Genomic DNA, 10,849 nt, shown 5'->3' on the forward strand with positions numbered 1-10,849 from the left:
ATAATTCTTCTAATCTATTAGATAAATTCCCGTAGGTAATTCTATACTTTCTATAATGTTATCAAAAACCTCCAATATTATATATTCTCGTATAAAATTTTCGCTACATATTTTTATTATATTTAATATATAAAATATTGCTCATTTTAGACAAATCAAAAAATTTATAAATTATTATCTATTTTCAATATTTCGCTAGAATAGAAAAGATCTTAGGCTGGACAGTGCAGTGACGCCTGTGGAGACTAAGGGACAGAAAGGAAGCTCAGTCTATAAGGTGGGTAATTCACCTATACATCTATAAATTCCCTCAAAACCACAGTAGCATAGTTTCCTCTCTCCATTTTGAATTTTAGAACAACCCCTTCATTATCAATAGCATAGGTAAAATCATACACCTTTGCAATTAACTTCCTCCGAGCTCCTGGAAAGTTCCCAAAGTCTTCAATTTTAAATGCTTTTAAATCGAGATTTTCCCTATCTATTATTTCTTTTTCGATTTCCCCTTGAATTCCACCAGATAATTCTGAATCGCTACCGAGTAATACCCCTGTTGGAATGCCGTCTATTAAAATATCCCCATCCATTGTTTCAAATCCATATTCATACCTTTTATTTATCATTTCATTGAATAAATAGGATTGGTAGGCATTTACAAACATACTTTTTAACTGTGGCGGAAGGACTTTAAAGCTTTCTTTAAAACTTCCTATTTTTAAGTAGTGCCTTATCATCTTTTTTTCATAATACTGACTATTGGGATATATTTTCAGAGCTCCTTTAAAGTCTCCTTCATCTACAAGTTTTCTTGCTTCAAGTGTTTTTCCAGTTTCATTTATAGGAGTTCCGCAGTAGGTATAAAATGCACTTTCAAAATCTCTGTTGTATATGAATTTTCCCACCACATGAGTAATGGGGCGGTATGTTCCAAATCTTTGCATGCCGTAGTAGTTTAAAACATAGTCCAATTTGGTATTTTTTAAGGTATTTGCTATTTCTTCAATATCCACATTATTTTTATCGTTATCTCTTAACCTTATCCGTATTGTAAATCTATTGCCCCATAAACTTCCCATTCTAAGCTTTATATTTGTTTTTTGAATGTCCCTTATTCTTATATCTTTTATACTATCTTTTATTTTTTCCAGTTTCTCTGGTTTTATCCCAAAACAGCCCACCCTTTGAGTAGTTAAGGCAAATTTATCCTTTGTTCCTGCAAAACCAAAATTTTTTCTTTTAGTGCCAGTTCTTTTTGCCAGTTCCCTTATGGCATCCATTGTGTTCCAGTTTATTTTTTCCAGTGTGAAGTGTATAAAAGAACCGTTCCAATTTTGTGTATCCTTAAAAACATCTTTTAAATCCTTCCCATGCTCTAAAACAATCCCATCTTCCGTAATTTCCTCTACAATAAAATCTTCGGGATATTTTTTTATATCTCCGTTTATTTTTATATTTAAAAGGTATTTGTTTAAATTCGGCTTCATTTCATCTATTGTGCTATAAATTTTGTTTTTTCTAAATTTTAATATGATATTTTTACGATAATTGTTTAAATTTTCCTGAGATTCCGCTTTTCTTTTATTTATTAAATAATTTCTCATAATATCGTCCTTAAATTTTATATCATTTTTTTATATATTTATATTTTTTAGTATTTTTATGCTATTTTCCTAAGTTTTTATTTTTTAATTAATTATTAAAAATATTCTTGATAAATATTTTATAATGTTATGATATATTATAGTTATAACCACCCATGGCTATTATGTTATCAACATCATCAATTATTGATTATCAACATCTTAATATCAATAGCCTCATTACATAAAATATTTTATTAATTTAATTTATTTTATAATTTAATTAATTTATTTTATTCATTATTCGGTGAAAATATGTTCATAGGGATTGATGACACAGACAGTAGAGATAGATATTGCACAACATATATTGGAATGCTTCTAATGGAAGAGCTCGGGAAAAAATACAAAATGGACACTCCAAAGTTAATAAGAATGAACCCCATGGTTAAATATAAAACTCGTGGAAACGGAGGAATTAGTTTAAGAATTATTGAAGATGAAAAAAAATTAAATGAAAGGGATATAATTTACATAAAAGAAACTGTCATAAACCTTGTTGAAGAATACTCTGATTTTGAATGCGAAAACACAAACCCTGGGATAGTATTTTTAAGTGAAGAAAATTATGTAAAAAACAAAAGTATTTTAGAAAATTACTACAAAAAAGTGCTTTATGACATAATCACCGTGGATTATGCAAAGAAAATAATAAACAAAATCGGCGGAGAGTATAAGGCGTATAAAAAAGGACATGGCATAATAGGAGCTCTTGGTAGTATATCATCAGTTGCACCATATACATATGAGCTCTTGGCATATAGAAAAAGGGAAAACTGGGGAAAGAAAAGAACAATAGATGATAAATCAGTTGTTGAAATGGATGAAAAAACCATTCCATTTACATTCAATAATGTTGATGGCAATAAACAGATAATTGCACCGCGAACAAAATGTCCTGTTTTATATGGTATTAGAGGCATAAAAAAGGATGTTTTAATAGATGCCATGAATACGGTTAAATGCGGGGAAGACATAGATAAATATATGATATACAAAACTAATCAGGGAACAGATGTTCATTTAAGATATATGAAAATAAAGGACATATATCCAAACACGGGAGTAATAGTTTATGGAACAATCGTAGATAATCCAAAAGACATTGCAGGTGGAATTGTAGTATTTGAAATAGAGGATGAAACTGGAAAAATAAACTGCGTAGCTTATGAACCTACAAAGGATTTTAGAAACTTGGTAAGGAAATTGAAAAAGGGAGATATTGTTGGAGTGTATGGAACGGTTAGAGAAGAACCATTTGAAATAAATATCGAAAAATTAAAGATATTAAAACTATCCAAACAGTATATAAAAGATAAAAAATGCTCCTGCGGTGGAACATTAAAATCAAAAGGAGTTAAAAGCGGTTATGTGTGCAATAAATGTGGTAAAAAAATAAAATATGATGAAATAAGATTAATAGAAGTTAAAAGAGATATAAAGGAAGGATTTTACGAAGTTCCACCATCTGCAAGAAGGCATTTAAGTAAGCCGTTAATTTTATTTTGAGTGTTATTATGTCCATCTCAAAATTAATATCAAGTGATACAATGTTAAATGAAATTTTAAAGGGAAATATTGAAAGAAAAACAATTACTCAAATTTACGGACCACCAGGTGTTGGAAAAACCAATATCGGCATAATTTCAGCAATAAATTTTATAAGAAAAGGTTTTAAAGTTGTATATGTTGATACAGAAGGTGGATTATCTATTGAAAGAATAAAACAAATATCTGGAAACGATATTGAAAATATTCTTGACAATCTGATTATTTACGAGCCTGAAAGCTTTGAGGAGCAGTCAGCCATACTTGAAAAATTATTTTTCATCGACAATTTGGGGTTGGTTGTAGTCGACGGCATCTCTTCATTGTATAGGTTAGAGCTCTCAGACAATGTAAATGAAAACACCAGACTAAACAGAATACTTGGTAAGCAGATACTCACCTTACTAAAAATTGCTAAAAAAAAGAATGTGGCGGTTTTAATTACAAATCAAATTAGTGATACATCAAATGGATTTAAAGCAACTGGAGGGAAACTACTTGAATATTGGAGTAAAACCATAATTAGGATGGAAAAATTAGATAAATCAAGGGAATTAATACTGGAAAAGCATAGATATTCAGAAGAAGGAGAAAGGGTTAGGTACAAAATAGTAAAAAAAGGTGTTGATATATTAAGCTAATTTATTAACTATGTGCATATATATTATAATTACAATATTAGTTTCTTTTCCCATAAATCTACTAAAAAATTATTGTTAAAAAGCGCGCTATATTTAACTATGCTTAGCAGTATGGATAAGTATATATATTATTTTAATTAATAAATTTTGCACATAAGGGTTTATTAATAAAGGAGGGTTATTATGAAGGTGTTAGTTTATCTTTTTGTTGAAACAGAAAATATTGGAAAAGCAATAAATGCTTTGTCTGAAGGAGGAATATCAGGATTTTTTTTAATGGAATATAAAGGAATGTCCCCTCAGGATTGGAGCGGCTTTTTGTTGGATGAAGAACCTGAAAAGGCTTTAAAAATAATAAATGATATGGCATATAACGCCGTAATGATAGGAACCATAGTTGATGAAAAGAATTTAAACTTAATAAAAAAATGTGTTTATGAAAGACTTTCAAGCGAAAGATATACCATTGCAGAAATTCCAATTGGCGGCTTAAAAGTAAATAGAACAGACTAATCTGTGATTTTTATGAGATTCAGAAAGGGAAGACCAAAAATTCCAAGAATTATATCAGAAAAACCAAAGGCTAGAATTTTTAAACCAGATAATATATCAGACGATGAAAAAATAGAAATTTTAAATCTAAGTTTAGAGGAGTTGGAATCCATAAGACTTGTAGATTATTTAGGTTATCCCCATGAAGAAGCTGCAAATGCCATGGGCATATCGAGAAGAGTATTCTGGAACATTCTAAAATCTGCAAGAAAAAAAGTAAGTGATTTTTTAATAAACGGAAAAATCTTGAAGATAGAAGGCGGATATTATACATTTAGAAAATGCGGTATGAATAAAAACTGTGGTAATTATAAACATTGTTTATTTAGGCCAAATAATTGGTGTTCTATATTTTATATGAAGGATAAAAAAGATTTATAAAAAATATAAAACTTTTTAATAATTGGTGATATTATGCTGTTGTTAGAAGTCAAAAATGTTTCAAAAAAGTTTGGAGATAATGAGGTATTAAAGAATATAAATTTTGAACTCAGCGAAGGAGAGGTTCTCGGTGTTCTCGGTAGAAGTGGTGCTGGAAAATCCGTTTTACTCCATATGCTCAGAGGTATGGAAGGGTATGAACCTACGGAAGGAAAGGTCATTTACCATATTGCAAGATGTGATACTTGTGGAGAGGTAGATGTCCCTTCAAAAGACGGTCAAAAGTGTGAATGTGGAGGAACATTCCATAAGATTTCAGTTGATTTTTGGAATGATAAAGAAATAACCTATAACTTAAAGAAAAAAATTGCCATAATGCTTCAAAGAACTTTTGCACTCTATGGTGAAAAATCTGTAATTGAAAATATATTGGAGGCTCTATCATCAGCAGGATTTGAGGGTAAGGAAGCAACAGATATTGCTATGAGATTAATAAAAATGGTTAAATTGGAACATAGAATTACACATATTGCAAGGGATTTAAGTGGTGGTGAAAAACAGAGAGTTGTTCTTGCAAGACAGATTGCTAAAAAACCAATAATCTTCTTAGCCGATGAACCTACTGGAACACTGGACCCAAAAACTGCCAAACTTGTTCACGAGGCATTGAAAGAAACAGTTATCAAAAATAATATAGGCATGATTATTACATCACACTGGGCTGAGGTAATAGCCGAGCTCTCAAACAAAGCTATATGGCTTGAAGGTGGGGAAATTAAAGAGTATGGAGATAGTGAAGAGGTTGTAAATAAGTTCATGGAAACAATGACGGAGTTTAAGAAGTTTGAGAAGGTAGAGGTAAAGGATAAGCAGATGGTATTGGAAAATATTGAGAAAAAATATTGTTCAGTTGAAAGGGGTGTTGTAAAGGCTGTGGATGGTGTCTCATTAGACATAAATGAGATGGAAATATTTGGACTCGTGGGAACCAGTGGTGCAGGAAAAACTACACTTTCAAAGATTATAGCAGGAGTTCTTCCACCATCAAGAGGAAAATATCAGTTCAGGCTTGGGGATGAATGGATAGATATGACAAAACCTGGACCTATGTATAGGGGTAGGGCTAGAAGATATATTGGAATGCTTTTTCAAGAATATGCCTTATATCCACATAGAACAATATTATACAACCTTACAGAATCCATAGGATTGGAGCTCCCAGGAGAGTTTGCAAGAATGAAAGCAGAACATACACTTACATCGGTTGGTTTTACTGAGGAAGAGGCAGAAAAGATATTGGATAAATATCCAAAGGAGCTCAGTGTTGGGGAAAAGCACAGGGTGGCACTTGCTCAGGTACTGATAAAAGAACCTCGTGTAATACTCCTCGATGAACCTACTGGAACAATGGACCCATTCACAAGAAACATGGTGGCAGAATCCATTCAAAAATCAAGAAAAGAATTGGAACAAACATATGTTATAGTATCTCACGATATGGACTTTGTTTTGAATGTTTGCGATAGGGCTGCATTGATGAGAAACGGAAAAATAATAAAGATAGGAAAACCAGAAGAAATTGTTAAAATATTAACTGAGGAAGAAAAAGAAGAAATGATTGGACATTAAATGGTTTATTTTTTTATTTTTTATTTAATTATTTTATTTAATTATTTTATTTAATTAAATTTTCCAAATACCCTACTTCTTTAATAATAACATTCATTTTTTCATCTTTTGAAAGAGTTCTTTTATAATTTTTATCATTTATTTCAAGATTAAAACAATTTTTATAGTTATATTTATAAATTAAATCTTTCACAGGTTTTGAAAAATCAATTTGTGAGAGCTCTAAGGGGTAATGGTCTTTACCATCTACTACACCAGATATATGAATATTTTTTATATATTGATTTAATTTATCAACAAAATTTTGAGTTTCTTCTTTTGCATGGGCAAAATCAAGGGTCATTTTTAGATTTTTGATAGTATATTTGTTTAAAACTTCTTCCATTTCTTGTGAAGAATAACAGATATAATTAGTTTTCTTTGGAAGATTTTCTAAACATAAGGTAATGCCATTTTTTTTAGCATAATCAAGAACCACGTCCAAATATTTATAGAATTTAATATATTCTTTTTCCCTAGGTGGTCTTTTTGTTGGTCGTTTTCCGGGATGTATTGTAATATATTTTGCACCATATAGTTTCGCAAGGTTTATTGACCAAATGGTTTCTTTTATGGACGCTTCATAAACATAATCATTTGTAGATGAGGGATTGAGTTCTATTGTAGGAGCATGAAGGATTAAACAAAAATGTCTAAATTCTTTTTTTAAACCACATATATAATCTAAATCATCTCTTTTTTCCCAAAATTCGGGATTTTCTGGAAAAAACTCCATACAGTTTAGCCCCGCGTCCTTAAATATATCACAGATGACTTCAATAGGATATTCCCACAAAAACAGTGTTGAACAGCCTACTTTTAATTTATTGCCCATAGTAATCATTTTTATTATACTTTTATATATTAAAAGAAAAAAATATTTATTTTTTATAGATATTTATTTTATAAATCTCTTGGGTCAACCAATTCCCCTTTAACTGCACAGGCAGCTGCTGTAATTGGTGATGCAAGATATACTTCTGAATCTAATGAACCTTCTCTTCCTCTGAAATTTCTATTTGAAGTGGATACCCCAACTTCACCAGGCCCTAATATACCATAGAGGGCTCCCATACATGCAGAACATGATGGGTTTGTTACAACACATCCATATTTGTAGAATTTTTGGATTATTCCCTCTTCCATTGCGGCAAGCATCACTTCCCTTGAAGCAGGAGTTACTATCACCCTTGTATCATCTGCTATTCCACCATGTTCATCTATAACTTTTATGGCAGCTCTTAAATCTTCCAATCTTCCGTTTGTGCATGAACCTATAAATACTTGGTCAATAGGTCTTCCAGCAACTTCTCTTGCCTGCTTCACATTATCAACAGCATGAGGGCATGCAAATACAGGTTCTAAATCATTTACTTCAATTTCAAATACTTCTTCATATTCTGCATCTTCGTCTGCTTTAAGTGGTTCAAATGGTCTTGTTGTTCCGTGTTTTTCCATTACGCTTTTTACATAGTTTATTGTTTTTTCATCTGGTTCGATTATTCCTGTTTTAGCTCCCATTTCAATAGCCATGTTTGACATTGTCATTCTTGAAGCTATGCTCATATTTTTAACTGTTTCCCCGCCGTATTGTGCTGCCTTATATGTTGCACCATCGAATCCAACTTCTCCAATAATATGAAGTATTACATCCTTTGACATTACATGAGGTTTTAACTCCCCAGTAATGTTGAAGTATAGTGTTTCAGGCACTTTAAACCACAATTCTCCGGTTGCAAATACTGCTGCCATGTCTGTGCTTCCTACACCTGTTGCAAATGCTCCAAATGCTCCATGTGTGCATGTGTGAGAGTCCGCTCCAACTAACACAGTTCCTGGGAGGACATGCCCCTTTTCAGGCAATACTTGATGACATACTCCTTCCCTTATATCGTAGAAATTCTTTATATTCTGTTCCTTTACAAATTTTCTCATCAATATGTGGTTTTCTGCTGCGGTTATACTGTCAGCAGGTATCTGGTGGTCAAATAATATAACTATTTTTTCATTATTCCATACCTTATCTATTCCTTCCTTTTTTAATGTATTTATAGTTAATGGACCAGTAATGTCGTGTGCCATTGCTGTTTCTATCTTTGCCATTACTATGTCTCCGGGGGATACAGTTTTATTCCCTGATGCCTTTGCAAGTATTTTTTCAGATAAAGTCATTCCCATAATTATACCTCCATATTTTATTAATAATTTAATTTTTATTATATAAAAAGTTAAACGTTTATATTTATATCTTTGTTTTATTTATTATATATCTCTGAATAATAAAAACTTAATTATTTTTTAAAAGGGTTCCTATAAATATATTATCCTTTGTTCTTAAAATTCTAACTTTAACTATTTTTCCCATAAGTTTCTCATAGTTTTGATGAATATCTATTATCTGAATAACCCTATCTTTTGCGACTCCAATCACCTCACCTTTTATCCTTCCATCTAAAACAACCTTTGTTTTTACAATTTCATTTAATTTAAATGGATTTGGAAGTTTTTTCCTTCTGTGGTTTCCAAAAGCCTTAGATAATGGTGTATTTAACTGAATATCAATGCCGTTCTTTTTATATTCATTTTCACACTGTTTTAATAAATCATAGAATTTTTTAAATTTCCACACCCTCATTTTTTTAATTCTTCTACCAAATTGGTATATAAGACATAGTTGAGCTCCCACTATTGGATTTTTCTTGTTGGTAATGGGGTTTATTATATTCTGGGAATTTTTCTGTTCCAACTGAACAGCATAATCTATTACTTTTTTAAATTCAGCATCATTGACATTTGGTAAAAGTAGTGGTGCTATTAAAAGATGGATTTTTGAATTTTTTATATATTCAGCAATATCCAATACATGATTTATATCATAATCCTTACTCCCCGATAAAATTCTACTCATTTTTTCATCTATGGCATTTATAGATAGGTTAATTCTGTGTAGTCCTGCTTCTTCCAATTCATCGATTATATTATATGTTAAATTTGTGCCATTTGACTGCATTGAAACAATACCTTTCCCTTTCTTATTAATTTCGTTCAATTCCTGAACTAAATCTGGCAATGGATAATATAAAGATGGCTCTCCCTGACCATCCAAATGGGCTTCTATATGTTTATTTCCTTTAAATTCGACTATTTTTTTATATTCATCTACTAAATAATCTAAATCAACATAATAATCATTTTTTCGTGTTTTTGAATATCTTCCCTCGTCAACTGAACAGAATGGACAGTTTATATTACATCCACTTAATCCCCTCACTTGAATTATATTTGTCCCCCTATCTATAAGTCCAAAGGCTGTGTGTCCAATTAAAGGAATTGGTGGATGTATGTAGTATGTTTTTCTTTTAGTTGTTTTATTTATCAAATTTTGAAATATATTTATTGATATTAAATTTAGAATACCTGATTTAATAGATTCAAGCCTATTCCTATTTATTTTTTTAAAACTATCATCAACTAAAAAAAGTTTGTTATCCCTCAATTGAACATCATAATCCAAAGTAATAGATGTTTCGTAGTTTTTATTTATTTCAATAATTAACCGATTTTTTTTATTTTTAATCAATTCCACATTTGTAATCATTTTAAATTCATTGAAATCTATGGAATCATTTGAGTTAGCATTGAGATTCATATATTCACCAAATAGATATGCATTGTATTATTATTTTTTACATCGCTTTTTTTTATTTTTATATCTATTTTTAACCATTTTTCTTTCCAGTGGGCTTCCACATATTTCACATACTTCATCAAAATAATCTATATCATACATCTTTTTACAGCCCTTACATACAAGTTTCCATGTAAACCTCTCCTTAATTCCTTCAGATACTATACATTTTACCTTAACATTTAATCGTTTTGCCACATTTTGAAGTCCATAATCGTCAGTATATAATATGCCATTTAAATCCATAGCAAGAGCAAGTATATCCATATCATTTTTAGATAGTGTATCTCCTGTTTTTATGGACATTTTTTTAACCTTTTCAACAGTTTCAGTTTTGGGCTCTCTAATCCTTAACTTTCCATACTCAATAGCGAGCTCTACAACTTCTTTTTTTGTTTTAACCTCTTTAATAATACCATAGGTTGTATAATGTTCTCCATCTTCAACTGAGGGGTTGTATCCATGAATAAATGAGGATGCATCAAGTATTTTTATCATAATATCACTTAAAATAAAATAGAATATTATTAATAAAATATTATTGTAAAATTGATTTTATAAAAATCTATATAAAAATAATTTTTATATAGGATGTCTAAGATAGGAATTACATACAATACCAAATATTAATAAATATATATACCCAGATAAATTCGAGTAATAGAAGTTAGTTAAGGAAGTATAATTTATCTCTGAATCTGTTTTAAAGCTCCGAAGAAACTATATATTCC

At 30.4% G+C, this 10,849-nt stretch carries 10 protein-coding genes; 5 read left to right on the forward strand and 5 right to left on the reverse strand.

Annotated elements, in window-relative coordinates; genetic code table 11:
- Positions 1-290: 290 nt before the first annotated feature.
- The gene (gene truD, locus F7B34_RS01275; protein ID WP_292459702.1) at positions 291-1,601 is read right to left on the reverse strand and encodes a tRNA pseudouridine(13) synthase TruD; all 1,311 of its coding nucleotides are present in this window, start codon (positions 1,599-1,601) and stop codon (positions 291-293) included.
- Between the two features lie 294 nt (positions 1,602-1,895).
- On the opposite strand from truD, the gene F7B34_RS01280 reads away from it, so the two are divergent.
- From F7B34_RS01280 to atwA, 5 genes are all read left to right on the forward strand, one after another.
- A complete protein-coding gene (locus F7B34_RS01280; RefSeq protein ID WP_292459704.1) occupies positions 1,896-3,149 on the forward strand; it encodes a tRNA(Ile)(2)-agmatinylcytidine synthase in 1,254 nt (417 codons plus the stop codon).
- 41 nt (positions 3,150-3,190) lie between these two features.
- Positions 3,191-3,829 (forward strand): DNA repair and recombination protein RadB, encoded by a 639-nt coding sequence (gene radB, locus F7B34_RS01285; protein WP_367116329.1) that lies wholly within the window; start codon positions 3,191-3,193, stop codon positions 3,827-3,829.
- 183 nt (positions 3,830-4,012) lie between these two features.
- The gene (locus F7B34_RS01290; protein ID WP_292459708.1) at positions 4,013-4,342 is read left to right on the forward strand and encodes an MJ1244 family protein; all 330 of its coding nucleotides are present in this window, start codon (positions 4,013-4,015) and stop codon (positions 4,340-4,342) included.
- A 12-nt stretch (positions 4,343-4,354) separates the two neighbouring features.
- A complete protein-coding gene (locus F7B34_RS01295) occupies positions 4,355-4,762 on the forward strand; it encodes a DUF134 domain-containing protein (RefSeq protein ID WP_292459710.1) in 408 nt (135 codons plus the stop codon).
- A gap of 33 nt (positions 4,763-4,795) precedes the next feature.
- Entirely contained in the window at positions 4,796-6,391 is a 1,596-nt protein-coding gene (gene atwA, locus F7B34_RS01300; RefSeq protein ID WP_292459712.1) for a methyl coenzyme M reductase system, component A2, read from the forward strand.
- Between the two features lie 46 nt (positions 6,392-6,437).
- On the opposite strand, the gene F7B34_RS01305 is transcribed toward atwA, so the two are convergent.
- From F7B34_RS01305 to F7B34_RS01320, 4 genes are all read right to left on the reverse strand, one after another.
- Complete coding sequence (locus tag F7B34_RS01305) at positions 6,438-7,265, reverse strand: sugar phosphate isomerase/epimerase (RefSeq protein WP_292459714.1); 828 nt, start codon at positions 7,263-7,265, stop codon at positions 6,438-6,440.
- Between the two features lie 68 nt (positions 7,266-7,333).
- Positions 7,334-8,608, reverse strand: a complete 1,275-nt coding sequence (gene leuC / locus F7B34_RS01310; RefSeq protein WP_292459715.1) for an isopropylmalate/citramalate isomerase large subunit — start codon at positions 8,606-8,608, stop codon at positions 7,334-7,336.
- A gap of 109 nt (positions 8,609-8,717) precedes the next feature.
- On the reverse strand, positions 8,718-10,079 hold the full coding sequence (locus F7B34_RS01315; protein ID WP_292459717.1) for a radical SAM protein: 1,362 nt from the start codon (positions 10,077-10,079) through the stop codon (positions 8,718-8,720).
- A gap of 30 nt (positions 10,080-10,109) precedes the next feature.
- Complete coding sequence (locus F7B34_RS01320) at positions 10,110-10,616, reverse strand: type II toxin-antitoxin system VapC family toxin (RefSeq protein ID WP_292459718.1); 507 nt, start codon at positions 10,614-10,616, stop codon at positions 10,110-10,112.
- Positions 10,617-10,849 lie beyond the last annotated feature (233 nt).

This window comes from Methanothermococcus sp. (assembly GCF_015523155.1).
Classification (GTDB): Archaea; AGJL01; Methanococci; order Methanococcales; family Methanococcaceae; genus Methanofervidicoccus.

Coding starts and splice junctions, on each gene's coding strand:
- truD (WP_292459702.1), bottom strand. CDS start 1,601: ATGAGAAATTATTTAATAAATAAAAGAAAAGCGGAATCTCAGGAAAAT.
- F7B34_RS01280 (WP_292459704.1), top strand. CDS start 1,896: ATGTTCATAGGGATTGATGACACAGACAGTAGAGATAGATATTGCACA.
- radB (WP_367116329.1), top strand. CDS start 3,191: ATGTTAAATGAAATTTTAAAGGGAAATATTGAAAGAAAAACAATTACT.
- F7B34_RS01290 (WP_292459708.1), top strand. CDS start 4,013: ATGAAGGTGTTAGTTTATCTTTTTGTTGAAACAGAAAATATTGGAAAA.
- F7B34_RS01295 (WP_292459710.1), top strand. CDS start 4,355: ATGAGATTCAGAAAGGGAAGACCAAAAATTCCAAGAATTATATCAGAA.
- atwA (WP_292459712.1), top strand. CDS start 4,796: ATGCTGTTGTTAGAAGTCAAAAATGTTTCAAAAAAGTTTGGAGATAAT.
- F7B34_RS01305 (WP_292459714.1), bottom strand. CDS start 7,265: ATGGGCAATAAATTAAAAGTAGGCTGTTCAACACTGTTTTTGTGGGAA.
- leuC (WP_292459715.1), bottom strand. CDS start 8,608: ATGGGAATGACTTTATCTGAAAAAATACTTGCAAAGGCATCAGGGAAT.
- F7B34_RS01315 (WP_292459717.1), bottom strand. CDS start 10,079: ATGAATCTCAATGCTAACTCAAATGATTCCATAGATTTCAATGAATTT.
- F7B34_RS01320 (WP_292459718.1), bottom strand. CDS start 10,616: ATGATAAAAATACTTGATGCATCCTCATTTATTCATGGATACAACCCC.